Here is a 24440-nt window from a genome sequence, read left to right as displayed (position 1 = left end):
GGCTTGCCAGCGAATGGGCCCGGAACAGTCAGTTCAAGGCTTCCTGACCCTGAACCACGCCGCATACAACGCCGGCAGGAACAGCAGCGTCAATGCCGTGGCCACGATCAGCCCGCCCATGATCGCCACCGCCATCGGCCCGAAGAACACACTGCGCGACAACGGGATCATGGCCAGCACCGCCGCCAGCGCGGTCAGCACGATCGGCCGGAAACGCCGCACCGTCGCCTCGATGATCGCCTGCCAACGGTCCAGCCCCGCCGCAATGTCCTGCTCGATCTGGTCCACCAGGATCACCGAGTTGCGCATGATCATCCCCGATAGCGCAATGGTCCCCAGCATCGCCACGAAACCGAACGGCTGGCGGAACACCATCAGGAACAGCACCACGCCGATCAACCCCAGCGGCGCGGTGAGGAACACCATCACGGTGCGCGAGAAACTGCGCAACTGCAGCATCAGCAAGGTCAGTACCACCACGATGAACAGCGGCACCCCGGCATTCACCGAGTCCTGCCCACGGGTCGAATCCTCCACCGTACCGCCCACTTCAAGCAGGTAACCGTCCGGCAACTCGGCACGCAGCGGCTCCAGGGTCGGCAGGATCTGCGCAACCAGGGTGGCGGGCTGCTCCTTGCCATAGATGTCGGCACGCACGGTGACCGTCGGCAAGCGGTTGCGGTGCCAGATCACGCCTTCCTCGAAGCCGTATTCCAGCGTGGCCACCTGCGACAGCGCCACACTGCGGCCGTTGTCGGTGGGCACCGCCAGGCTCGGCAGGCTGGCAAGCTCGGTGCGCTCCTGGCGGGTACCACGCAACAGGATCTCGATCAGCTCGTTGTCCTCGCGGAACTGGCTCACCGAAGACCCGGTGAGCGAACTCTGCAGAAACTTCGCCAGGTGTGCGGTGCTGACCCCAAGCGCACGCGCGCGGTCCTGGTCGATGTTCAGGTAGATCACCTTGCTCGGCTCTTCCCAGTCCAGGTGCACATTGACCACATGTGGGTTCTCGCGCACCCTGGCCGACACCTTGCGCGCCAGCGCGCGCACCTCCTCGATGTGCTCGCCGGTCACCCGGAACTGCACCGGGTACCCCACCGGCGGGCCGTTTTCCAGGCGCGTGACGCGCGAGCGCAGGTCGGGGAACTGCTCGTTCAAGGTGTCGATCAGCCAGCTGCGCAGTGTTTCGCGCGCTTCGATACTGGTGGCCAGTACCACGAACTGGGCAAAGCTGGTCGCCGGCAACTGCTGGTCCAGCGGCAGGTAATAGCGCGGCGAACCGGTGCCCACGTAGGCCACGTAGTTGTCGACCCCGGCACGGTCCTTGAGCAACGCCTCCAGACGCTTGACCTGATCGGCTGTACTACTCAGCGAAGCGCCCTCGGCCAGCTTGAGGTCGACCATCAGCTCCAGGCGCCCCGATGCCGGAAAGAACTGCTGCGGCACGAAGCGAAACGACACCACGGCAAGCACGAACAGGCCCAGGGTCGCCACGATCACCGTCTTGCGATGCGCCACGCACCAGCCCACCAGACGCCGCACGCGCTGATAGAACGGTGTGCCATAAGGGTCGCTGGCGCCCTCGGTACTGCCATGCCTGGCCGCATGCAACTTCGCCAGGTCCGGCAGCAGCCGCTCACCCAGGTACGGCACGAACACCACCGCGGCGATCCACGAGGCGATCAGCGCAAGGGTCACCACCTGGAAGATCGAACGGGTGTACTCGCCAGTGCCCGACTGCGCCGTGGCGATCGGCAAAAAGCCTGCTGCCGTGATCAGGGTACCGGTGAGCATCGGGAACGCAGTGCTGGTCCAGGCAAAGCTGGCGGCCTTGAAGCGGTCGAAGCCCTGCTCCATCTTGATCGCCATCATTTCCACCGCAATGATCGCATCGTCCACCAGCAGCCCCAGCGCCAGCACCAGCGCGCCGAGGGAAATCTTGTGCAGACCGATGCCCAGGTAATACATGGCCGCGAAGGTCATCGCCAGCACCAGCGGAATCGCCAGCGCTACCACCAGGCCGGTGCGCATGCCCAGCGAGAAGAAGCTCACCAGCAGCACGATGGCCAGGGCCTCGACCAGCACCTGCACGAACTCGCCCACACCGGTCTTCACCGCCGCCGGCTGGTCGGACACCTTGCGCAACTGCATGCCCGCCGGCAGGGTCGCCGAAATCTTCGCAAACTCGCTCTCCAGCGCCTTGCCCAGCACCAGGATGTCGCCGCCCTCCTTCATCGACACCGCCAACCCCAGCGCATCCTCGCCCATGAACCGCATGCGCGGCGCGGGCGGGTCGTTGAAGCCCCGGCGCACGTCGGCCACGTCACCGATCCGAAACGTACGCTCGCCCACCCGGATCGGGAACTGCTCGATCTGCTCGACGGTTTCAAAACGCCCGCTCACGCGCAGTTGCAGGCGCTCGCTGGGGGTTTCGAAGAAACCTGCGGTGCTCACCGCGTTCTGTTCTTCGAGCGCCTGCTGCACGGCTGCCAACGGCAGGCCGAGGGTCGCCAGCTTGAGGTTGGACAGCTCGATCCAGATCTTTTCGTCCTGCAGGCCGAGCAGCTCGACCTTGCCCACGTCCTTGACCCGTTGCAGGCGGATCTGCACGCGGTCGGCGTAGTCCTTGAGCACGGCATAGTCGAACCCGGCGCCGGTCAGTGCATAGATATTGCCGAAGGTGGTGCCGAACTCGTCGTTGAAGAACGGCCCCTGGATGCCCGACGGCAAGGTATGCCGGATATCCGCGACTTTCTTGCGCAACTGGTACCACAGCTCGGGTATCTGATCGGAATGCATCGAGTCACGGGCCATGAACGTGACCTGGGACTCGCCGGGGCGCGAGAACGAGACGATCCTGTCGTACTCGCCCGTCTCCATCAGCTTCTTCTCGATGCGCTCGGTGACCTGGCGCGAAACCTCTTCGGCACTTGCGCCCGGCCAGTTGGTCTTGATCACCATGGCCTTGAAGGTAAAGGGGGGATCTTCGCTCTGACCCAGCTTGGTGTAGGACAGCGTGCCGACCAGCGCCAGCAATACCATCAGGAACAGTACGATCTGGCGATTGCGCAGCGCCCAGACGGAAAGGTTGAAACCCATCGGGACTTACTCCTTGGCCGCCAGATTCACCACACGGTTGGACTGGTCCACCGGTCGTATCTGTTGCCCTTCGTGCAGCACGTGGCCGCCGGCGGCAACCACCCAATCGCTGGCGCTCAGGCCCTCGAGCACTGGAACGCTGGTCTCGCCATAGGCCCCCACGCGTACCACGGTACGCTGCAACTGGTTGTCGGCCCCGACACGCCATACATAGGCCTGGCCATTCTCGGCCGTCACGGCCGACAACGGCACCGCCAGCGGCACCTGCTCGGCATGCTGGATGAATACACGGGCACTCTGCCCCAGTTGCGCCGGCACCTTGCCGGCACTGAACGCAATGCGTGCGGCAAAGGTGCGCGAGCGCGGGTCGGCGGCCGGCGACAGCTCGCGAATACGCCCCTGGAAACGGGTATCGGGTTGCGACCAGAGCTCAACGGCCACTGGCTGGCCCACCTTGAAACGACCAAAGTTCTGCTCGGGCAGGCTGATCAGCACCTCGCGCTCGCCATCGGCGGAGGGTGAACACCGTCTGCCCGGCCGCCACCACCTGGCCGACCTCGACCAGCCGCTTGGCCACCACACCGTCCTGCGGTGCACGCAGCACCGAGTAGCCTGCCTGATTGCCCGCCACGTCGAACTCGGCGCGCACCTGATTGACCCGTGCCAGGCCGGCGCGGTAGAGGTTTTCGGCATTGTCGTACTGCGAACGACTGACCATCTGCCTGGCCAGCAGGGTCTGGTAGCGATCACGCTCGGCCTTGACCAGGCTCAGGTTGGCCTGCGCTGCGGCCATCTGCGCGCGGCTGGCCTCCAGTTGCAGGCGCACGTCCTGCGGATCGAGTTCGGCCAGCGGCTGGTCGGCCTTGACCCGTTGGCCCTCCTCCACCAGGCGCTTGCTGACCTTGCCGGCAATGCGAAACGCCAGCTCCGGTTCCAGGCGCGCGTGCACCTCGCCGGGGTAGCTGTCGACCGCCGCCGTGGACAGTTGCGGCTGCACCACCATGGCCGGGCGCAGCGCGGTGGGGGGCGGGGTCTCCTGCCCGCAGCCGCCGAGCAGCAGGGCAACAGTGAACGGGAGTGCGAAGGGCAAGGCATGGCGCAACATGATCGAAAACCTTCCGTGAACAGCGCTTCGAATATTTATACTGGCGGGTATAGTAAATCAGCGAAACGATGCCGGGAAGCGATTGTCGGACAGAAATTGCAACGCCGTAGCGCCAACCACGGTGTACCCTGTCCTCTTGTCAAACTTGCACGTGTCATCCATGCCAAAAGATCCCAGCGTCCCCGCCGGCCCCGGCCGCCCGAAGGACCTCGCCAAACGCCAGGCCATCCTGGAGGCGGCCAAAGCCCTGTTTCTCACCCACGGTTACGCCAACACCAGCATGGATGCGGTCGCCACAGCGGCAGGTGTGTCGAAGCTCACCGTCTACAGCCACTTCACCGACAAGGAGACACTGTTCTCCTCGGCCGTGGTGGCGACCTGTACGGCGCAGTTGCCCGAGGTGATCTTCGAGCTGGCCGAAGGCGCCTCGGTGGAGCAGGTGCTGCTGAACATCGGGCGTGGCTTTCAGGCGCTGATCAGCAGTGACCAGTCGGTGAAACTGAGCCGCCTGATCATGGCGCTGGGCCCGCAGGACCCCAAGCTCAGCCAGATCTTCTTCGAGGCCGGCCCGTTGCTGGTGCTGCACGAAATGGAAGTCCTGCTGCAGCGCATCGATCAGCGTGGCCTGCTGGGCATTGATCACCCGGCCAAGGCCGCCGAGCATTTCTTCTGCCTGCTAAAGGGCGCAGCCAACTACCGCCTGCTGCTGGGCTATGCCCCGGCACTGGACGCCGAGGCCGCCGAACGCCACGTGCAGGACGTGGTGGCGCTGTTCATCCGCGCCTACCAGCCCTGAGTCAGGGCTTGAGCGCCTTCTTTGGATAAATGTCGTAGCGGCTCGACTTGCCTTCCAGGCTGTGGCTGGGCTTGGGCCCGTCGATGATCGGCGCCTTGCGCGGGCGCTTGACCACCACCCGGTGGCTGGCCAGGGCCAGCGCGGCCTCCAGCAACGCCGGGGCATCCAGGTCATCGCCCACCAGCGGGCGGAACACGCGCATTTCCTTTTTCACCAGGGCGCTCTTGTCGCGGTGCGGGAACATCGGGTCCAGGTAGATCACCTGCGGTGGCTCGCCCTGCCAATCGCGCATGCGCTCGATGGAATTGCCCGGCAGCAACTGCATGCGCGCCACGATCGGGCCGACCTCGGCGTCGCCGGCTGCACGTGCCAGGCCATCCTCGAGCAAGGCCGCCACCAGCGGCTGGCGCTCGATCAATTGCATCTGGCAGCCCAGGCCAGCCAGCACGAACGCGTCCTTGCCCAGCCCGGCCGTGGCGTCCAGTACGTGCGGGCGTACGCCCTGGGCGATGCCCACGGCCTTGGCGATCATCTGCCCGCTGCCACCGCCAAACACCCGCCGATGCGCCGCCGCACCTTCGACGAAGTCGACCCGTACCGGGCCGGGGGCCTGGGGACCGAGCTGCTGGATCTGCAGGCCCGCCTCGCCCACCTGCACGGCAAACGCCGCCGAATCGTCCTGCAGCGGCAAGCCAAGACGCACCGCCCACTGCTCGGCCTGCGCCTGGTACTCGCCCGCCAACGCCTCGACCCGGATACCGCCGTCCGCCAGTTGCTCCACCGCTCACCTACCCCATGCAAAAAAATTAAATGATTGCCGGACTGTGCCGATAACCGCAGTAATCGCTATTTTGCCAGACCCGGACAGCCAACGACTGCCATGTCAGACATTCTTCAGCTTCCTTCCGGTTATTTGTCGCCCGTCGGCGACTTTGCCCGGCACAACACCCAGACCCTCGGGGGCGTCAGCCACCTGTGGCAGGACTTCTTTGCCCAGGCGTTGGCAGAGCAGCAGGGTGAAGGGACTGAAGTTGGCCAACTCGCAGTGCCCGAGGTCGACGCCGCTACCGGTGAGCCGATCGCCGGCAGCCAGACCCTGGCGCAGATCCACAGCCAGCGCCTGTGCGACGTGCACGACACCGTCGTGGCCCCGCCCGAGCCGCTGTTCCTGCCGATCGCCGAATTCGAGCTGGACCTGCTGGACAAGCCGGCGCCGCCCTTCAGCGCGCTGGAACTGATCGAACAGCAACGCCAGCTGGACATCAGCAACACTTGGGTTCGCCCGGTGGTGATGGGCCAGGGCCACCCGCTGCCAGAGCCTGGCCCGGCGCCACAGCCTTACCCGCTGCACCTGCCGATCGCCGAACTGGAAGCCAGGCTGCTCGACCCGGCCCCCGAGCCGTTCGACGAAGCGACCCTGGTTCAGCAGCAGTCGGCGCTGGACTTCGACCTGCGCTGGGCGCGCCCTGTCGTACTGAACAACGTGCGTATCGCCGCCTAACGGCAGATCTGCCAGAAGCCCATGTCCAGGTGAAAGTGGTTGCGGTGCGCGGCGTTGTAGTCGGGCCCCAGCACGGTATTGAAGCTGTCACAGGCCCCCGCGTGCACATCGCGCAGGAACCTCGCCTTGGCGCCGTCGCCCTTCCAGTCGCGCAACAGATCGATACGCTGCCCGTCCGCCAGCCGAAAGCCTGCGATATCCAGCGCATTGGCGCTGGCATGCTGACTGCGCCGGCCTTCCTTGCGCCCGTAGACATTGCGGCAGGCAAAGCTGCCCAGGTGGTCGACCTGCACTACCGGCTGGCCAAAGGCACGTTGCGCCGCAGGCTGCAGGCCATGACGCTCGAACAGGGCGAAGGCCACCGCCACCGGGCAACTGGCCAGGAAACTGCTGCTCAGGCGCACCCCGGAACCCTGCACACGCACCACGTTCTCCAGCGGGCACGGCACCGTGGTCGCGCTGTCGGCCTGTTTGCTGTAGCGCAAGGTGGAGGTTTGCAACGCCTGCGCACACAACTGCGGGTCATCCTGCAGGCGCCCCAGCTTGTAGGGCGTGAGCAGGTTCGGCGGCGCCTTCACGTCCAGTACCGCCCACGGGTTCCAGGCCGCAGGCACGCGCCAGCCCTGCTGCCAGGCCACCAGGCCCGCCGCAATAACCCCTATCAGCAGACCACCGACTATCCCTCGTCGCATGGTCGATCAGCGCCTGAACAGCTGGTTGAGCTGGTCGAACGAAAGTGCCTGGTCGGCATAGTCGAAGCGGCCCTCCTCCCGGATGCGCTCGGCGGCGTGGAAGAACGCGCCATAGGCCGCGCGGGCCAGCGATGAACCGACACTGATGCGCTTGACGCCCAGCGCCTGCACATCGGCCAGGCTCAGGTTCACCCCGCTCAGGCCCATCAGCACGTTGACCGGCCGCGGTGCCACCGCCTGCACCACCCGCCGGATCTCCTCGGCGCTGCGCAGGCCCGGGGCATACAGCACATCGGCGCCGGCCTCGGCGAACGCCTGCAGACGGGCAATCGTGTCATCCAGGTCCTGGCGCCCATGCAGCAGGTTTTCGGCGCGGGCACACAGCATGAACGGAAACGCCAGGCTGCGTGCGGCCGCCACGGCCGCTTCAACGCGCTCTACCGCGTGGTGGAAGCTGTAGATGGGTTCATCCGCGTTACCACTGGCATCTTCGATGGAACCGCCTACAAGGCCCGCTGCAGCGGCTTGCAGGATGGCATCGGCGCAGCCTTTGGGATCATCGCTGAAACCGTTCTCCAGATCCGCTGCCACCGGCAGCGCGGTGGCATCGACGATGCTGCGCGCATTGCCCAGGGTTTCATCGAGGGTCATGGCGCCTTCGGCGTCGGGACGCCCCAGTGAAAACGCCAGGCCGGCGCTGGTGGTGGCCAGTGCCTCGAAACCCAGGCTGGCCAACAGTTTGGCAGACCCTGCATCCCAGGGATTGGGTATGACGAACGCGCCATCACGCTCATGCAAAGCCTTGAAGGCTTCGGCACGCAGGGTTTGTACATCCATGGTCACAACTCCCAGGCAGAGGCGCCAGGGCCGCTCACAGCAGGCCGAGCTGTTCGGCCTGTGGCGCCCTGTGCAGTTCAGGCAAGGCCGGCAAGCCGGGCAGACGCTCCATCAGGCCTCGATGAAAACGCTGCGCCAGCGCGGCGGCCAGGCGATTGTCAGCAGTATGCAGGAAAACATAGGGGCTACGGCCTTCCTCGATCCAGCCCGCCACCTTGTCCAGCCACGGCAGCAGAAAGGGCTCGTTGGCCGCCAGCTCCGGGTGGCCGATGAAGCGCACCTGCGGACTCTGGCTGAACGCGGTGGGCCGTGGCGGTACACGCGGCTTCTTGGACTGCGCATGCAGCACCCCAGGCTCGCGCGAGGTGCAACTGAACAGCGCTCGCGGGTCCAGGCAGATACGTTCGACGCCGCGCTCGCGCAACAGGCGATTGAGCAGACGCTCGTCGTCGCCCTTGGCGAAGAACGCTGGGCTGCGCACCTCCACCGCCAGGGGAACACCGACCTCGTCGATGAACGCCATCAGCTCACCCAGGCGCGCCGGGCCAAAGCTCGCCGGCAGCTGCAACCAGTAAGGCGTCACGCGCGTACCGAGTGGCGTAAGCAGGTTGATGAAGGTTTGTGCGGCGACCAACTGCTGGCGCAGGTCGCCGCCATGGCTGATGTCACCGGGGAACTTGGCCGTGAAGCGAAAATGCGCGGGCATGATCTGCGCCCAGCGCTCGATCGTGGCGGGCGCGGGGCGCGCATAGAAGGTGGTGTTGCCTTCCACCGCGTTGAACACCTGGCTGTAGAGACCCAGATACTCGCTGCTTTTGGCGTCGGCAGGGTACAGGTACTCGCGCCAGGCGTTTTCACTCCAGGACGGGCAACCGAGAAAGTAAGGGAGAGGCGTCATGCCTCAAATGTACAGGTCCAGCCCCAGCACTTCCATCTCCCAGTCCACGAAGCCTGCGGTGGTCAGGTAGCTGGTCAGGGCCTGGGCAGTGCGCTTGTTGCGCGCCCGCGGGAAGATCATGTCCTGCTGGCGCACCGGCAGGCCGCCGCTGCTGCGCCCGGCAGCACCGGCATTGCCGGCCTGGGACGGCTGCGCCTCGAACTCGCCTGGCAGGTCTTCGTCCACATCCTCATCGCGCACCAGCGGCTTACGCAGCGGGCGCTTGATCGGGTAGGACTGGGAAGAAAAGCCGTCGACGCGCATGAACACTTACTCAGGACCAATGATGGCAATTTAGCGGCACCTGAGAGACTTCGCAAATGCCCGACTGATAACTGGACCACATATCGAGCAAAAGGTTTATGTGCAATGGCGATAGACGACCAACGGCGCTCAGCGCGCCTTGGGCGTCGCCACCTTGTCGCGCAGGTACACCGGCTGTGCCAGATCGGCCGCAATGCCTTCGTCGCGGGCCCAGGCGAACTGTGCCAGCGTCAGCAGGTCCAGCGCATGCGGCAGCATGCCAGCGTCCTGGCCCGTGACCGCGACCGGCAAGCGGTCTGCGTAGCCCCAGCCGGTGCCGGCGCCGAACCAGTCGCCGCCCGCGCCGGCGGGCAGGCTGACCTGCTCGGGGGCCAGTACGGCTTCGTTGCCCAGCAAGCGCATCTCGCCGGCACTCTGCTGGTAGCAGCCCCAGTACACCTCGTCCATGCGCGCGTCGATCGCGGCCGCCACCTGCTCGGCGCCATGCTCACGCAGTGCGCGCTGGGCCAGCAAGGCCAGGTTCGACACCGGCAGTACCGGGCGCTCAAGGGCGAAGGCCAGGCCCTGTACCACACCGATGGCGATCCGCACCCCGGTGAAGGCACCCGGCCCGCGACCGAAGGCGATGGCGTCCACCGCCGACAGCGCGATACCGGCCTCGGCCAGCAGGGCCTGGATCATCGGTAGCAGCTTTTGCGCGTGCAGCCGCGGGATCACCTCATAGTGGCTAAGCACCTTGCCGTCATGCAGCAAGGCAACGGAGCAGGCTTCAGTGGCGGTATCCAGGGCCAGCAAGGTGGTCATCGGGGGTTCCAGGCGCGAGAAAAAAGAGCGGCATTATAAACAACAACGGCCCGCAAGCGGGCCGTTGTATGCACATCCGGGCCGGGTGATCAGCTCAGGGCGGCCAGCACCTTGGCGGTGATGTCGACAACCGAGCCCACACCTTCGATGTGGCTGTACTTCGGCTTGCCGCCATTGGCAGCCGACAGCTTCTGGTAGAAGTCCACCAGCGGCTTGGTCTGGTCATGGTAGACCGAGAGGCGATGACGCACGGTTTCTTCGGTGTCGTCCTTGCGCTGCACCAGCGGTTCGCCGGTCTCGTCGTCCTTGCCTTCCACTTTTGGCGGGTTGTAGACCACGTGGTAGACGCGGCCCGAGCCCTCGTGCACACGGCGACCGGCGATACGCTGGACAATTTCTTCGTCGGCAACCGCGATCTCGACCACGGCGTCCAGCTCGACGCCAGCGGTTACCAGGGCTTCAGCCTGGGGAATGGTGCGTGGGAAACCGTCGAACAGAAAACCGTTGGCGCAGTCGGCCTGGGCAATGCGGTCCTTGACCAGGTTGATGATCAGCTCGTCGGAGACCAGCTTGCCGGCGTCCATGATCGCCTTGGCTTCCAGGCCCAGCGGGGTGCCGGCCTTGACCGCGGCACGCAGCATGTCGCCGGTGGAGATCTGTGGAATGCCGAATTTTTCGGTGATGAACTTTGCCTGAGTACCTTTACCGGCCCCGGGAGCTCCCAGCAGAATTACGCGCATCTTGTGCTCCTCAATTTTTTATAAGCAAATCAATGGATTCGCCACTCAGGGCCAATCCCAAGAATCGGGTGATGACCGCAAATCGGTCAAAAGGCTGCTCAAGATACACAGCGCACCCAGACCACACAAGCGGTCGAAAGTCGGAAAAAACTGCTGCGAGGGGCCCGGTCAGGCTCGGGTTGCGCCGGGCGCAACCAGGTGCCAATCGCTGACCGACAACCCCGTTGGCAAGGCGCCGTGTATGGACACCTTGCCCTGTCCGCCCGCTTAACCTGTGTTGCGCAAACCGGCTGCAATACCCGCCACAGTCACCAGCAGGGCCTGTTCCAAAGGGCTGTCCAGAGCGGCTTCACGCCCGCGCGAACGTGCCAGCAGCTCGGCCTGCAATAGATGTAGCGGGTCCAGGTAGGTATTGCGCAGGCGGATGAATTCGAGGGTCTCGGGGCTGTGCGCCAGTAGCACCGGCTGGCCCGTCAGGCCCAGCACCACCTGGCACGCCTGCGACAATAGGTCGCGCAAATGTGCCCCCAAAGGTCGCAGTTGCGGTTGCACCAGACGTTCGTCGTAGGAGCGTGCGATCTCTGCATCGGCCTTGGCCAATACCATTTCGAGCATGTCGATGCGCGTACGGAAGAACGGCCAGTGCTCGCGCATCTCGGCCAGCAGTTCGCCCTGCCCGCGCGCCAGCGCGTTGTTCAGTGCGGCTTCCCAGCCGAGCCAGGCCGGCAGCATCAGGCGCGTCTGGGTCCAGCCAAAGATCCACGGGATGGCGCGCAGGCTCTCGATCCCGCCGGCACGGCGCTTGGCCGGCCGGCTGCCCAGCGGCAGGCGCCCCAGTTCCTGCTCGGGGGTGGACTGGCGGAAGTACTCGACGAACTGCGGGTTGTCGCGCACCACTGCGCGGTAGGCCTTGACGCCATCGGCCGCCAGTTGGTCCATCAGCTCGCGCCAGGCAGGTTGCGGGGGTGGGGGCGGCAACAGGGTCGCCTCCAGCACCGCAGCCAGATACAGGTTGAGATTCTGCTCGGCGATGTCCGGCAGGCCGAACTTGAAGCGGATCATCTCGCCCTGTTCGGTGGTACGGAAGCGCCCGGCCACCGAGCCTGGTGGTTGCGAGAGGATCGCCGCATGCGCCGGGCCGCCGCCACGCCCCACAGTACCGCCGCGGCCGTGGAACAGCAGCAGTTCGACCTGCTCCTCGCGGCAGATGCGCACCAGGGTTTCCTGGGCCCGGTACTGGGCCCAGGCGGCGGCGGTGGTGCCGGCGTCCTTGGCCGAGTCGGAGTAACCGATCATCACCTCCTGTGGCCCGTGCAGGCCGGCGCGATAGCCCGGCAGGCCGAGCAGGCGCTCCATTACCGGGCCGGCGTTATCGAGGTCGGCGAGGGTTTCGAACAAAGGCACCACGCGCATCGGCCGACGCACGCCGGCCTCCTTGAGCAGCAGTTGCACCGCCAGTACATCCGAGGCGGCGCCAGCCATGGAAATGACATAGGAGCCCAGCGACGCGGCGGGCGCCGCGGCCACCTCACGGCAGGTAGCCAGCACTTCGGCAGTGTCGGCCTGGGGCGTGAAGTCACTGGGCAGCAGTGGGCGGCGATTGCCCAGTTCCTGCTGGAGGAACTGAATGCGCGTGTCTTCGCTCCACTCGGCGTAGCGCCCCAGGCCCAGGTACTCGGTAATCTCGCTGAGCGCGTCGGCATGCCGGCTGGCGTCCTGGCGTACATCCAGGCGCACCAGGAACAACCCGAACGTCACTGCCCGGCGCAGGCAATCGAGCAGCGGGCCATCGGCGATCACGCCCATGCCGCAGGCGTGCAGCGACTCGAAGCACAGCAGCAGCGGCGCAAACAGTTCGTGGTTGTCGTGCAGTACCTGGGCGGGTGCCGGTTGCGGGCTGGCCAGCGCGCTCTGGGCCCAGGCACGGGTAACGCGCAGGCGTTCGCGCAGTTGCTTGAGCAGCGCGCGGTAGGGCTCGGCAGAGTCGCCGACCTTGGCCCGCAGCGCCTCGCTGGCCTGCTGCATGGAAAGCTCGGCGGCCAGCGAATCGATGTCGCGCAGGAACAGGTCGGCGGCCATCCAGCGCGCCAGCAGCAGCACTTCACGGGTGACCTTGGCGGTGACGTTGGGGTTGCCATCACGGTCGCCGCCCATCCACGAAGCGAAGCGAATCGGCGCGGCCTCCAGCGGCAGGCGCAGGCCGGTGGCGTCATGCAGCGCCTTGTCGACCTTGCGCAGGTGGTGCGGGATGGCGTGCCACAGCGAGTGTTCGATGACCGCGAAGCCCCACTTGGCTTCGTCTACCGGCGTAGGCCGGGTACGCCGGATTTCCTCGGTGTGCCAGGCCTCGGCGATCAGGCGTTGCAGGCGCTCGCGGACCTGTTCGCGTTCGGCGGGGGTCAGGTCGCGGTGATCCTGGGTGGCCAGTTGCGCGGCGATTGCATCGTACTTCTGGATCAGGGTACGGCGCGCGACTTCGGTGGGGTGGGCGGTGAGCACCAGCTCGATGCTCAGTTTGCCGAGCTGGCGCGCCAGCGCGTCGTTGCTGTGCCCGGCAGCTTGCAGGCGCGCCAGCAGCTCGGGCAGCACGCGGGCTTCGAAGGGCGCGGGCTGGTCGGCATCGCGGCGGCGGATCAGTTGATACTGCTCGGCGATGTTGGCCAGGTTGAGAAACTGGTTGAAGGCCCGGGCCACGGGCAGCAGTTCGTCTTCGGCGAGGTCATTGAGGGTCGAACTCAACTGTTCGGCGCTGCCGCTGCGGTCGGCCTTGGCGCTGCGGCGGATGTCTTCGATCTTTTGCAGGAAGGCTTCGCCGTACTGTTCGCGTACGGTGTCGCCCAACAATTCGCCCAACAGATGAACATCTTCACGCAAGCGCACATCGATATCGGTCATCAGCCTTGTCTCCAGACCCTGGGAAAACAGCTCTGGGGCCAGAGTGCCCCAGTAGAGGGCGTGCTTTCAAGCCGGGACATGTGGTGGCGACCAAACTATCTGCAGTGGCTACGCTCTAATCAGATACATCTGCAATTGAAGAGGCCACCATGAAGATCCGTGATCTTGCCGAGCATTGGGAACAGAGTGCCAAGGGACGTTTGACTGCGATGGGTTATGCCCTGCACCTGGATGTGGAAGCGGCGGCGCGGTTGTCGGCGTTGGCCGAGATGTATCCCAAGCGGCGGCCGGAAGAGCTGCTGGGCGAGTTGCTGGGGGCGGCGCTGGAGGAGTTGGAGGCGAGTTTTCCGTATGTGCGGGGTCAGAAGGTGATTGCGACCGATGAAGAGGACAATCCCTTGTATGAGGATATTGGGCCAACGCCTCGGTTTCTGGCGTTATCGCGGCGGTATTTGCGGGACATGAGCGAGCGCAAGGATGGGTCGACGCATTGAGACAGGAGCCTCATGGCGCCCCTCAATTTGATGCCAAGCCATCAAGGCTGACAACGCCAATATCACAGGCTATGGCACATTTGCTGCAACGCACCATGGCCTGACAGGTCGGAGTTGTCAGCCTTGTGCGTTCGCTTCAGCACTCTTCCCGACACCGCAACAACACCACGCATCACCCCATCTACGCACGCCCACGTACCCCGCCAACACCCCAAAGTTCCACAAAAACCCACTGACCGATCAGTCAGGTAAAAAATCTGAAAACCACCGATTTTTTTCTGAACTATTCAAAAAAACGCTTCGGTCACAGCCAATAGCCATTACGGCAAAACCCTTCAGCACCGGGCTTATCGTGTTCCCCAGCCTGACGGGCTACGCCGATGGACTGTTACGGAATTCGTTGTTCATCAGGAGTGATCCAATGGAGTTGACCACCATGAAGACCCGCACCGAAAACACCCCCTCCAACCACCTGCGCGGGCTCAAGCTGGCTGCGCTGGCAGTGGGCAGCAGCCTGGTCCTGGCCGGCTGCGCCGGCAACCCGCCCACCGAGCAGTACGCCGTGACCCAGTCTGCCGTGAACTCCGCCGTCAGCGCCGGCGGCACCGAGTTCGCCGCCGTCGAAATGAAGTCGGCCCAGGACAAGCTCAAACAAGCCGAAATCGCCATGCACGACAAGAAGTACGACGACGCCAAGCGCCTGGCCGAGCAGGCCGAATGGGACGCTCGCGTTGCCGAACGCAAAGCCCAGGCGGCCAAGGCTGAAAAAGCCGTGCAAGACGCCAACCAGGGCGTGCAGGACCTGCGTGAGGAAGGCATGCGCAGCGCGCAGTAAGCCGCTCGCATTGCCGACCCGTGCATTCGTAATCGATCAAAGGATGAACCATTATGCGTAAACACGTGATGATCCCCGCCCTCCTGGCACTCAGCGTTGGCCTGGCCGCCTGCTCCACCCCGCCTAACGCCAACCTGGAATCCGCTCGGACCAACTTCTCTGCGCTGCAGAGCAACCCGCAGGCCAGCAAGGTCGCCGCCCTTGAAACCAAGGACGCACAAGACTGGCTGAACAAGGCCGACCAGGCCTACATGAACAAGGAAGACGAGAAGAAAGTCGACCAACTCGCCTACCTGACCAACCAGCGCGTCGAAGTGGCCAAGCAGACCATCGCGCTGCGTGACGCCGAAGGCAACCTGAAGAACGCTGCAGCCAAACGCGCCCAGGCCCGCCTGGATGCCCGTGACGCACAGATCAAGCAACTGCAGGACAGCCTCAACGCCAAGCAGACCGAACGCGGCACCCTGGTGACCTTCGGTGACGTGCTGTTCGACTTCGACAAGGCCACCCTCAAAAGCAGCGCGCTGCCGAATATCACCACCCTGGCACGCTTCCTTCAGGAAAACCCTGACCGCAAGGTGATCGTCGAGGGCTACACCGACAGCAAGGGCACCGCCAACTATAACCAGTCGTTGTCCGAACGCCGTGCAGGCGCTGTGCGCACCGCTCTGGTACGTGCCGGCGTGGACCCGGCCCGCATCGTCGCACAGGGCTACGGCAAGGAGTTCCCGGTAGCCGACAACACCAGCAATTCGGGCCGTGCGCAGAACCGTCGCGTGGAAGTGACCATTTCCAACGACAACCAGCCTGTGGCACCACGCTCGTTAAGCAAGGCCTACTGAACCGCTGAGCCGCAAGCACAATCCCGCCCATGACCGGGCGGGATTTTTTTTGCCCGGGGTCCGCGCAATAACTACCACCGTCGCACGATCAGCACCTGAATCAATGGCACGTTCCCCCCTCAACAAGGAATGTGCACCATGCCCGACACCCCCACGCCCCCTCTGGTTCGACACTTCGATACGCTGTTCTCCCCCCTCGAGACCGCCGAGCAACCGCGATGGCTGCAGCGCGCCGATGCACAGCAGCGACGCGAATTGCACACCCGGCGCACGCTGGGTCGTCAAGCGCGCCGGCAGGCCATGCAGGCCTGCGCCGGGATCCACAGCCTGTATACCTACAACCTCGCAGACCTGGCTGCGCTCGACTCGGCAACCGTCACCCCCGAGCGGCTCCATCAGTTGCAGGCACGCTTGCGCCTGGACCAGCACTACCCCGCCTATCTGAGTGCCAGGCTCGAACAGCAAACGCTGCACACCGCCAAGCAACAGGCCTACCTGGCCACGCTGCGCGAGGAATACACCATCGCCGCGATCAAGGGCGACCTGGGCAAGGACGGCAAGCGTCTGCTCGACTGGGCCATCGACGCCTACCCGGACGGCTCGCCGGAGTTCGCACAGCTGGGCCCGTACTTCGGCCCGGACGTGAGCCTGTGCGCTGCGCTCAGCCTGTTCGATGAACTGACGCTGCCCGATGTCCTGCTGTTGGGCCCCGACACCGACGATGCGCCCTGCGTCGTCTATATGCCGGGCCACCCGGAGCATCCACTCAAGCAGTACAGCGCCCGCACCCGTTTTTTTGCCGAACTGCGCAGCGCACTGAACAGCATCGAGTTCCAACGCTACTTCATGCGTTTCATTGCGCTACGCCAGCAACCGCAGGTACTGCCACGCTGGCTCGCCAGCGACGCGCTGGTGGATTTGCCGATGGCCGCCGTGCCTTTGCAACAGGGGCTGCGCACGTTCGTGCAGACCAGCATGAGCGCGCGCCTGCTCGACGATGCGCGCTACCTGATCCCCACCACTGCGCAACAGGCCGTGCAACTGGGCAAGCTGGGCCCGGCCTTCGTCGACGCGATCGAATCGCATGTGCTGATCGGCCTTGGCCCAGGCCTGGGTTGCAGCGAGGAAGACGAGGGCCGCGCCCCTTCGGACTGGATCGCACCGTTGCGGGTGATCAAGCCTGAGTCTGCCAACTATCGACACTGGCTGCCGGACCTGAGCGCCTACCAGCTGGAGGTCGACAGCGCCGCAGCCGGGCAGCCGGATACCCAGGGGCTGCATACCCTCGGTACGCAAAAGGCGATCTGCATCAACCAGGCGTTCTACGCCGTGCAACAGACGCCACAGGGCGACTGGCGCATCCTGCACCCCAGCGACAAGACCGCCTACTGCCCGCTCTTGCACCACAACGGTAGCGGCGCCTGGCACCACCACCTGGAACAGCCACAGCGCTGGGAGCGCCTGTCACTGCTGCGCCGCCTGGGCCCGCTGGCGGCCGGCTTTGACGATGAGAGCCTGATGCGCCTTGGCCGCGTCAGCGGGACGAGCAACGCGCAACTGCGCCAGGTCTACCTGCGCGACAAGCCGGTGCCCGCCCAGCTCCAGCATGTGCTGCAACGTGCCCGGCTGTGCGAGGCGGTGGCTGGCAGCATGGCCCGGATTGCCAAGGGGCTGCCGGTACCCAAGATCGATGAAGTCCCCCAGCTCCTGGCATTCTACCGGGCCGTGGCGACCTATCTTGGCAAGGACCCGGCACCGCAACGCACGCGCCGCAACGGTGAGCAGACCCCTGCGCCAGGGGACACCGCCAATACGTGCGACGCCAACTGCACCCCGCCGCCGGCCGATCTGTACGCTGCGTGGGCGGCACGGCTAAACCGGGCGATAGCATTCCACCGTTTCGAACTGGCGCAATTGTCGACCGATGCGGCCGTGCAGGAGCTTCAACAGCGTTACCCGCATCTGCCGCTGAGCGTCGCACAGCGCCTGCTGGACGATAATCAGGCACGCGTGTACGCACCACTGCAGGCATCGCCGCCCCTGCCACTGCCCCTGGACCTGGCCGAACAGGCCCGCGAGCTCGACTACGACGCGCGCCTGAGCCATGCGCTGGAGGGCTTTACCCAGCCGACCTCGATCAACCAGGACACCTTGGTACTGGCGGTGCGCCTGCTCGAGTACCTCGACCGCTGGCCAGCCGGCACCGCGCTGTTGCTGCGTGGCGGCGAGCGGTTCGGCACGCCGCTGGCCGAGCTGGGGCAGACCGATGTCGACACCACCTCGGTGTACCTGGATGAGGACGAGGGCTGGCACACGGTCAGTTCAGACCAGGTACTGCTGGCCCAGGACAACACCGAGTTCGGCTTCTATCGCGCGCTGCTGTACGCGCTGGGTGAAGCGCTCAGCACGCGGCTGGGCTTTGGCCTGAACGAACCGCAACGGTTGCACCAGCGCCTGATGGAAATGGCACTGGCACGCCCCACCCGAGCACGCCTGCTGCTGGGCATGCCGGTCAACAGAAGCTGGCTGAGCCGTACAGCCATCACCCCGACGCTGCGCGCCCCGAGCCAGGACCAGAGCCTGTTCAACCGCGAACCATTGCACACGCGCCTGGAGCGACTGATCACGCACCATCAACTGTCCATACCCCGCCGCACCGTCAACCGTTACATCACTCACCTGCTGCACCAGAACGAGCCGCTCGGTGCACATGTGACGCGGCTGGAGCAGGAACGCCTGGTGCTCGACGCCACCCTGACCCGCTGGATCGGGCAGAGCAGCAATGCCGACGTGCGCCTTCAGCGCGTGGACGCAACCAATCAGCTGCTGCACGCCTGGGAATGTCGCCTGACCCTGGGCCAGGGTGACGTGTGCATCGAAAGCCCCTTCGACAGCGAACTGCCAGTGTTGCCGATGGCGCTGCCGGCGGTCATCTCGCTGAGGGTGCTGAACATCAGGCAAACCGCCAACCTGTCGGCCTGGTTGCAACTTTTTCCAAACCTGCACCGTCTCGAGCTGGTCAGTGTGCCCCTGACGGAACTTCCCCAGGGCCTGGAGAACCTGCGCCAGCTCACCCACCTGAACCTGTCGCGCACGCAGTTGGCGCCCTCTCGCCTGTCGGGCCTGGGCGACCTGCGCAACCTGCAGATCCTGATCCTCAATGACATCGATCTGCCAGAGTTCAACTGGAGCGTGCGCGACATGACCCGGCTCATCGCCAATGGCTCGTTGCGCACACTGACGATACAAGGCTCGAGCGCCACCTTCAGCCAGGGCGTGTTTGCCGTGCTGCAAAACCTGCAGCCACTGCGTGCTCTGAACCTTGGACAGAATCACATCAACCTGACCGAGCAGGATGTCGCCGACCTGGGTGGCCTGCGACAGCTGGTAAGCCTGGACCTGTCGGCCAATCCGCTCTCGCGCATGCCGGACCTGACCCGCATGCTCGCACTCGAAGAGGTCGACCTGTCCTACCTGAGCGAGCCGGTGACCCAATGGCCGATGGGCCTGGAACGGCTGCCACGGATACAAAGCGCCGATCTGCGCGGGCTGGCCATTGCCAGCGTACCCGACGGGGCCGGGCGTACCCGTGGGGTACGGATGGCCACCGATTACCTGCCCGAGCCGATGCGCGAACGCTTCGAGGACGACATGACCGCCGTCGGCAACTACCTGGAAGATTCCGATGAGTCGAGCAATTCGCACTCCGACTCCGAAGGTTCGACCGACCTCGAGCCGGCGTCGGTACGGCATGCTGCGGCATTGCGCGATGCTCCCGGTCTGTTCGAAGGCATGTCCGACGAGGACCAGGCACGAGCCCGGCAATTGCTTGAAGACCAGGGCGAATCGGTGGTCGAGTTCTTCGCCCTGCTGCTCAGGCGGGACCAGCTGTATCCCGAGGCGGCGCAGAAGGCGGCGATGCGCAAGCGAATCCAGGCGCTGGTCCGTGGTGCTTTCGGCCAGGATCTGCGCAGGGCCCTGTATGAACTGGCACGCGAAGCGGTGAGCTGCATCGACCGTGACGCGGTCGTGTTCTCGCAACTGGAAAACCTGCTGCACGCCGACCTGGCGCTGGCCAGCGTGGACCATGCGGCAGCCGAGGGCGAACTGATCGATATGGCGATCAGCCATTGGCGCGCGCTGCGCCTGCGCGAGCAGGTGACAGCCAGCATCCCCGGCTGGCGCAGGCTGGGGCATACAATCGACTACAGCGAAATCGAGCTGTACTTCAGAATTGCCCTGACCCAACGCCTGGGGCTGCGCGACCAGCCCACCGAACAGGCCTTCACCAGCTACACCAACTGGGTCACCCAGGCCATGCTGGATGAAGCCTGCGAGGCCGTGCTGCGCTCCCAGCTCAGCCAGATGCCCGACTATCTCTACGCCCAGGCGTACTGGCAGCGTTACCTGGATTTCGCCGCGTCGCCACAGCTGGTGCAGGTCTATCGCTGGAGAGACCGAATCGCCGAATACCTGGACGCCGTCAGCAATGATGAACTGGCGCCGCAACTGAGCGAGGACGAGCAGGCGCGCCTGCGCGACATCCTGCACCAGAGTGGACGGCTCGGCCTGCACGAGGCGTTGCCGGCGGTGCTGTCGCTCAACAGCAGCGAGTACCGTGCGGCTTACGCGGCGTTGATGAACAGGGTCGAGCAGGCCCGCATGGAACTGACCAGGACCATACTGCGCGAGCCGCGCCCAGGCCCGTCGTCACGTAGCTGATAAGCGCCGCTGCACGCCGTACCTCAGGACAGGCCGGCGTGCAGCGCCAATCGATTACTGCTGGACCTGCTGCGGCGTCTCCTGGCCCATGCAGCGCACCGCCTGCTTGCGATTGTCCACCAGCACCCCGGTCAGGCCTTTTTGCTCGGTATCGAACAGCACCAGCACGCCATCGATGCACTGCGCCACCTGCGCCGCCGGCTTGAGCGAGATCTTGTAGTCCTCGCCCGGTACCGTCTTGAGCATGGTGAACTCCGACAGCAGCAACGCATCCTGCGGTTTGGCAAAATGCAGGTAGCCGTAGTACCACAGCACACCCACCGTACCGATGATGGTGCCGATACCGGTAAGGATCAGCGGGATGGCGTTGCGTTCTTCACTCATTGCGACTTCTCGTCAGGGTAATTGGGGACTTCGGCCAATCGCCGCAGCCCGTTGAAATGGGAAGGATCATCCAGAAAACGCAGCATCACCTGACGCCAGGTCTTGTCGGCGAACGTCTGCACGTGGCCGCCACGCGTCAGTTGCAGCACCCGCGGCGGTGGCGCCGCCTGGTACAGGGCCAGGCCGTTGGTCAACGGCACGATCGGGTCGTCGATGCTGTGAAAGAACAGCTTCGGTGGTGTACTCAACCGGCCGATCGAGCGGATCGCGCTGTCGCCATCGGGCACCAGCCACGACAGTGGCACCTGGAACGGCCAGGTCAGCCACGAGGTGCTCAAGGCGAACTGCCCCACCTTGCGGTAACTGGCTGGCACTCCGTCGAATACCATCGCCGAAAAACGCTCACGCTGTTCGGGGTGTTGCGCCAGGTAGTGGATGCCCATCGCGCCACCCAGGCTCTGCCCCAGCAGCACCAGCGGCCTGCCCTGCACTTGGGGGGCCTGCTGCAACCAGTCCAGGGCCGCCTGGATGTCCTGGTACACCGCCGGCAAGCTGGGCTCGCCTGCCGACAGCCCGTAGCCGCGGTAGTCGAGCAACAGCACCTGGTAGCCCTGCTCGGGCAGCCACCAGCTGCCCCCCAGGTGCCAGGCCAGGTTGCCGCCATTGCCGTGCAGGTGCAGCACCGTGCCCTTGACCGCCACACCCTCCTTGGCCGGCAGCCACCAACCGTGCAGGCGCGTGCCGTCCGCAGCGGTCAGGCTCACGTCGCGGTACTGCAGCCTGGCTTTCTCGGGAGTGAACGGCTGGCCGGGCTCGGGGTAGAACAGCAGTGAGCTGCAGCCACCCAGGCTCAGCAGCAGGGCCATCAGGCCCAGCCGCCAGTGCCTAGAGAATGTTCGAGTAGTCGGCTTCAATCCGGTCCAGGCTCAGGTGGTTGAGGAAGTTGGAGAAACACATCCACGCCGACAATGCATTCAGGTCGCGGAACTGCTCGGGCAGGTACTTGGGCGGTTCCACCAAGCCCTCATCGACCAGTTGGCGCAGGGTACGCATGTCTTCCAGGGTGGTCTTGCCACAGAACAGCAGCGGTATCTGCTCGAGCTTGCCTTTGCGCACGGCCAACTGAATGTAGTTGTAAACCATGATGAAGCCCTTGAGGTAGGACAAGTCTTTGGTAAATGGCAGGCCATTGGGCACAGAGCCGCGGAACACGCGGCTGGCATTGCCATAGCTCTCGGCCATTTCAAAGCCCTGGGCACGGAAGAATTCGTAGACCTGCATGAAGTCCGCGCCCTCCTCGACCATGTGAATGGCCCGGGTGCGGTTGGTGAGCTTGCGCAGGCGGCTGGGGTAGGAGGCGAAGGCGATCACTTCCATCAGGATCGCCAGGCCCTCCTGGGTCACGGTGGAGGACGGCGGCCCCTTGGCCAGGAAGGTGCAGATCGGCTGGTTGAGGCCGTTGAGCGTGGTGCCCACGTGCACCAGCCCCTCGTGCACCTCCAGCGCACGCACGTCGCGGCTGTTGAACATCGCGTCGGCGCGGATCTTGATGTAGTCGGCGCCGGCCGCCGCATCGGCCACGATGCCGTCGGACTCGAATACCCGGATGGTTTCCTCGGCCTCGCCGAACACCTTGTTCAGCCGCCCCTGCAGCAGCTCAACAGCCTGCTTGGCGGTCAGGTTCTTGGGTTCGTCCTTGAGGTCGCCGCGCCCGTCGATGTTGTTCAGGTAATCGGAGAGCATCAGGCCCAGGTCGGCCAGGGTCGGGTCACCGGCATGGAAGGCGTCGGACGCCGCGCCATACAACTCCTGGGAGATCAGGCCGAAGTCCTCGGTGCCGCGCGCCTCAAGCATGCGCACCACCATGCGGTACTCCTTGCACATGCGCCGCATGATCTGCCCGACCGGGTTGAACTGGCCCAGTTGGCGGGTGATGTCGCGCTCGATGTTCTGGAACTCCAGCTTCACCGCGCTGGAGTCGAAGGACAATGGCCGGCCCTGGTAATAGGCGCGGTCCACCGCCGGCATTTCCTTGCCCCTGGCCTTGAGGAAACCCTGGCGAATACTGTCGTCCCACTTCACCGCATCGAGTACGCGAATAGGCGTTTGCGCCAGCACAATGCGATCAGACAGGGTGCGTATCGTCTGCTGGTAATCGTCCACCCGAAACTCCTTGTGTTGACCCGCTTACTTGCCGGCCCGCTGAAAACGTGCAACTTCGATGAACAGGTCGGAATTGGCCGGATCGTCCAGGTAGGCCAGTACCCGCGCCGCCGGGCTGTCGATGAGGATCCCCTCGCCGTTTTCTTCCGGCACCTCGACGGTACGCCCGCTCAGCTCCTTCTTCTCCAACGCCTGGTTGACCTGCTCGACGTCCAGGTTGTAGACCACCAGCTCCTTGTTATCGAGCACTTCGAAGCCGCCGATCAGGAAGTTGCCGCCCAGGCGCTTGGGCACGCCGGCCGACAGGTACCAGCGGTTGCCATGGCGCGACACGGTGAACGCGTACTCCTGGCGAGGCTTGCCCTTGGCGGTGGCCACCGCCTTGTAGGCGTTGCCGCCGGCGCGGCTGATCTGCAGGTTCAGCGGCTCGCCCCAGGCGTCCTTGCTGGTCCATTTGCCCAGCAGCGCCTTGGGCGCCGCCTGGTTGGCCGGTATCGGCTCGTTGAACGTCACCAGGCAACCACTCAACAGCACAAACGACAGGGCCAACAGCACACGCCAGGCTTTCATCCGATACTCCTTGAATTAGGTAGAGCCTCAGGCCGATGCCAGCACCAGATGCAAATATCGGGTAAGGATAGCGAGCATCTGCGCTTCGGCCTGCGGCTGTGCAGCCTCCAGCAGGCCCTGATATTCCATCTGCTCGATGATGGCCGTCAACACTATGGCATCTTGCTGCGGCTGGCGCGAACCCACCACCTGCAACAACTGGCAGGTGCCACGCAGCAGAATCTGCTCATGCAGACGCACCAGCTGCGCCAGGCGCGGGCACAACAGCGCCTCCTGGCGAAAGGCCTGCTCGGCCATCAGGAAGTCGCGGCGGTTGTTCAATTGACGCTGCACGTACTCGCTGCCCATCTTCGCCACTTCGTCGGCCAGTTGCGCACGCGCCGCCGGGCTGCCATCGCCACGGGCCACCAGCTCGCGCAAGACCCCCTCGGTGTTCTCCCACAGCTTGGCCATGTACGCGGCGCTGCGCTCGACATACTGGGCAAAGGTGTCGGTGAGCAGGTCTTCGATGTCCTTGAAGTAGTAGGTGGTGGCCGACAGCGGCACCTGGGCCTCGGCCGCCACGGCGCGGTGGCGCACGCCCCGCACGCCGTCACGCACGATGATGCGCATGGCCGCATCGAGGATCTGCTGGCGTCGCTGTTCACTGCCCTGGCGGCTGGCCTTGCGTCCCTGGTACTGGACGCTTTCTGCCACCGCTGTGGCAACGCCAGCAGCACCTTGTTGAGCCATTGCGGGAGTCACTAGGCGATTACCTCTC

The 24440-nt window shown here is 64.9% G+C and carries 20 protein-coding genes and 1 pseudogene; 6 read left to right on the top strand and 15 right to left on the bottom strand.

Annotation, left to right across the window (positions count from 1 at the left end; translation table 11 throughout):
- Window positions 1–33: 33 nt before the first annotated feature.
- Both KUO17_RS09320 and KUO17_RS09315 read right to left on the bottom strand, forming a co-directional pair.
- Window positions 34–3099: an efflux RND transporter permease subunit gene (locus tag KUO17_RS09320; RefSeq protein WP_217975206.1), complete on the bottom strand. Its 3066-nt coding sequence runs from the start codon at window positions 3097–3099 to the stop codon at window positions 34–36.
- Between the two features lie 6 nt (window positions 3100–3105).
- Window positions 3106–4204, bottom strand: a pseudogene (locus tag KUO17_RS09315) (efflux RND transporter periplasmic adaptor subunit).
- A 160-nt stretch (window positions 4205–4364) separates the two neighbouring features.
- On the opposite strand from KUO17_RS09315, the gene KUO17_RS09310 reads away from it, so the two are divergent.
- A complete protein-coding gene (locus KUO17_RS09310) occupies window positions 4365–5000 on the top strand; it encodes a TetR/AcrR family transcriptional regulator (protein WP_217975204.1) in 636 nt (211 codons plus the stop codon).
- Window position 5001: 1 nt separating this feature from the next.
- On the opposite strand, the gene KUO17_RS09305 is transcribed toward KUO17_RS09310, so the two are convergent.
- Window positions 5002–5772, bottom strand: a complete 771-nt coding sequence (locus KUO17_RS09305) for a class I SAM-dependent methyltransferase (RefSeq protein ID WP_255263497.1) — start codon at window positions 5770–5772, stop codon at window positions 5002–5004.
- Between the two features lie 108 nt (window positions 5773–5880).
- On the opposite strand from KUO17_RS09305, the gene KUO17_RS09300 reads away from it, so the two are divergent.
- Window positions 5881–6501 carry an energy transducer TonB gene (locus tag KUO17_RS09300; protein WP_217975200.1) on the top strand — a complete coding sequence of 207 codons (621 nt, stop codon included), beginning with the start codon at window positions 5881–5883 and terminating at the stop codon, window positions 6499–6501.
- Here the strand turns inward: KUO17_RS09300 and KUO17_RS09295 are convergent.
- The 7 genes from KUO17_RS09295 to ppc form a co-directional block, all read right to left on the bottom strand.
- Window positions 6498–7193 (bottom strand): extensin-like domain-containing protein, encoded by a 696-nt coding sequence (locus KUO17_RS09295; RefSeq protein WP_217975198.1) that lies wholly within the window; start codon window positions 7191–7193, stop codon window positions 6498–6500. The genes KUO17_RS09300 and KUO17_RS09295 overlap by 4 nt on opposite strands.
- A gap of 6 nt (window positions 7194–7199) precedes the next feature.
- A complete protein-coding gene (locus KUO17_RS09290) occupies window positions 7200–8030 on the bottom strand; it encodes an isocitrate lyase/PEP mutase family protein (RefSeq protein ID WP_217975196.1) in 831 nt (276 codons plus the stop codon).
- A gap of 34 nt (window positions 8031–8064) precedes the next feature.
- Entirely contained in the window at window positions 8065–8928 is an 864-nt protein-coding gene (locus KUO17_RS09285) for a DUF72 domain-containing protein (protein ID WP_217975194.1), read from the bottom strand.
- 3 nt (window positions 8929–8931) lie between these two features.
- Window positions 8932–9231 carry a hypothetical protein gene (locus KUO17_RS09280; RefSeq protein ID WP_217975192.1) on the bottom strand — a complete coding sequence of 100 codons (300 nt, stop codon included), beginning with the start codon at window positions 9229–9231 and terminating at the stop codon, window positions 8932–8934.
- A gap of 129 nt (window positions 9232–9360) precedes the next feature.
- The gene (gene tsaB, locus KUO17_RS09275; protein ID WP_217975190.1) at window positions 9361–10035 is read right to left on the bottom strand and encodes a tRNA (adenosine(37)-N6)-threonylcarbamoyltransferase complex dimerization subunit type 1 TsaB; all 675 of its coding nucleotides are present in this window, start codon (window positions 10033–10035) and stop codon (window positions 9361–9363) included.
- A gap of 89 nt (window positions 10036–10124) precedes the next feature.
- On the bottom strand, window positions 10125–10775 hold the full coding sequence (gene adk / locus KUO17_RS09270) for an adenylate kinase (protein ID WP_217975187.1): 651 nt from the start codon (window positions 10773–10775) through the stop codon (window positions 10125–10127).
- Window positions 10776–11042: 267 nt separating this feature from the next.
- Window positions 11043–13670, bottom strand: coding sequence for a phosphoenolpyruvate carboxylase (gene ppc, locus KUO17_RS09265; RefSeq protein WP_217975185.1), 2628 nt, complete (start codon window positions 13668–13670; stop codon window positions 11043–11045).
- Window positions 13671–13819: 149 nt separating this feature from the next.
- On the opposite strand from ppc, the gene KUO17_RS09260 reads away from it, so the two are divergent.
- The 4 genes from KUO17_RS09260 (at window position 13820) to KUO17_RS09245 (ending at window position 20563) form a co-directional block, all read left to right on the top strand.
- Window positions 13820–14164, top strand: a complete 345-nt coding sequence (locus tag KUO17_RS09260) for a pilin assembly protein (protein ID WP_217975183.1) — start codon at window positions 13820–13822, stop codon at window positions 14162–14164.
- Window positions 14165–14585: 421 nt separating this feature from the next.
- Entirely contained in the window at window positions 14586–14999 is a 414-nt protein-coding gene (locus KUO17_RS09255) for a DUF4398 domain-containing protein (RefSeq protein ID WP_217975181.1), read from the top strand.
- Between the two features lie 53 nt (window positions 15000–15052).
- A complete protein-coding gene (gene lptF, locus KUO17_RS09250) occupies window positions 15053–15841 on the top strand; it encodes a lipotoxin F family OmpA-related lipoprotein LptF (RefSeq protein WP_217975179.1) in 789 nt (262 codons plus the stop codon).
- Window positions 15842–15979: 138 nt separating this feature from the next.
- Window positions 15980–20563 (top strand): NEL-type E3 ubiquitin ligase domain-containing protein, encoded by a 4584-nt coding sequence (locus KUO17_RS09245; RefSeq protein ID WP_217975177.1) that lies wholly within the window; start codon window positions 15980–15982, stop codon window positions 20561–20563.
- 54 nt (window positions 20564–20617) lie between these two features.
- Here KUO17_RS09245 and KUO17_RS09240 read toward each other — a convergent pair whose 3' ends face one another.
- Genes KUO17_RS09240 through KUO17_RS09220 form a run of 5 tightly spaced genes read right to left on the bottom strand, consistent with a single transcriptional unit; the run spans window position 20618 to window position 24412 of the window.
- The gene (locus KUO17_RS09240; RefSeq protein WP_217975175.1) at window positions 20618–20947 is read right to left on the bottom strand and encodes a PA3694 family proteiin; all 330 of its coding nucleotides are present in this window, start codon (window positions 20945–20947) and stop codon (window positions 20618–20620) included.
- Window positions 20944–21861, bottom strand: coding sequence for an alpha/beta hydrolase (locus tag KUO17_RS09235; RefSeq protein ID WP_217975173.1), 918 nt, complete (start codon window positions 21859–21861; stop codon window positions 20944–20946). Before KUO17_RS09235 ends, KUO17_RS09240 begins: the two co-directional genes overlap by 4 nt.
- Window positions 21833–23110: a flavohemoglobin expression-modulating QEGLA motif protein gene (locus KUO17_RS09230; protein WP_217975171.1), complete on the bottom strand. Its 1278-nt coding sequence runs from the start codon at window positions 23108–23110 to the stop codon at window positions 21833–21835. The genes KUO17_RS09235 and KUO17_RS09230 overlap by 29 nt, the downstream gene beginning before the upstream one ends.
- A 24-nt stretch (window positions 23111–23134) precedes the next feature.
- Window positions 23135–23680, bottom strand: coding sequence for a hypothetical protein (locus KUO17_RS09225; protein ID WP_217975169.1), 546 nt, complete (start codon window positions 23678–23680; stop codon window positions 23135–23137).
- A 27-nt stretch (window positions 23681–23707) separates the two neighbouring features.
- The gene (locus tag KUO17_RS09220; RefSeq protein WP_217975167.1) at window positions 23708–24412 is read right to left on the bottom strand and encodes a TetR/AcrR family transcriptional regulator; all 705 of its coding nucleotides are present in this window, start codon (window positions 24410–24412) and stop codon (window positions 23708–23710) included.
- Window positions 24413–24440: the final 28 nt, after the last annotated feature.

The organism is Pseudomonas aegrilactucae (assembly GCF_019168305.1).
Classification (GTDB): Bacteria; Pseudomonadota; Gammaproteobacteria; order Pseudomonadales; family Pseudomonadaceae; genus Aquipseudomonas; species Aquipseudomonas aegrilactucae.
This window is presented reverse-complemented; position numbering and strand designations above follow the sequence as displayed.